The organism is Paraburkholderia sp. BR10923, assembly GCF_040948765.1.
GTDB classification, from domain to species: domain Bacteria; phylum Pseudomonadota; class Gammaproteobacteria; order Burkholderiales; family Burkholderiaceae; genus Paraburkholderia; species Paraburkholderia youngii.
The window spans coordinates 1-329 of record NZ_JBFPKO010000186.1; the positions used below are offsets into that span (position 1 = coordinate 1).

The 329-nt window shown below is 54.1% G+C and carries 1 protein-coding gene; it reads right to left on the reverse strand.

Annotation, left to right across the window (positions count from 1 at the left end; genetic code table 11):
* Nucleotides 1-77: 77 nt before the first annotated feature.
* A partial coding sequence (locus tag AB3X94_RS42040) for a hypothetical protein (protein WP_368614492.1) occupies nucleotides 78-329 on the reverse strand: 252 nt, incomplete at its 5' end.

The window sequence follows — 329 nt, forward strand, 5'->3', positions numbered from 1 at the left end:
GACGTCTCGCGATTGCACTATGGCGGTACTTAAAGGACGGCGTAGTTCCCGAAGGAGCATGATTGAAGCACCGTAGATCAGTAGCGCGAACGATAAATCTGTAACGCGGGAGCAAGCGAATACAGTCCGAAGTGAACATGCCCGTAAAAGTGTCGGGGTGCTCCACGCAACCGACTCGTTAGATGGGGCATGTTCCCGATGTTGAATACGGCGTAACGCGCATGCAGGATGAGGCTGGTATCAAGCCAGCGGATAGAAGGTGGTGAGACGTCAAGTCTCACGAGCGCAAGAACCGGCTTCAGACCATCGCGGCTGACTGGCAATACAAA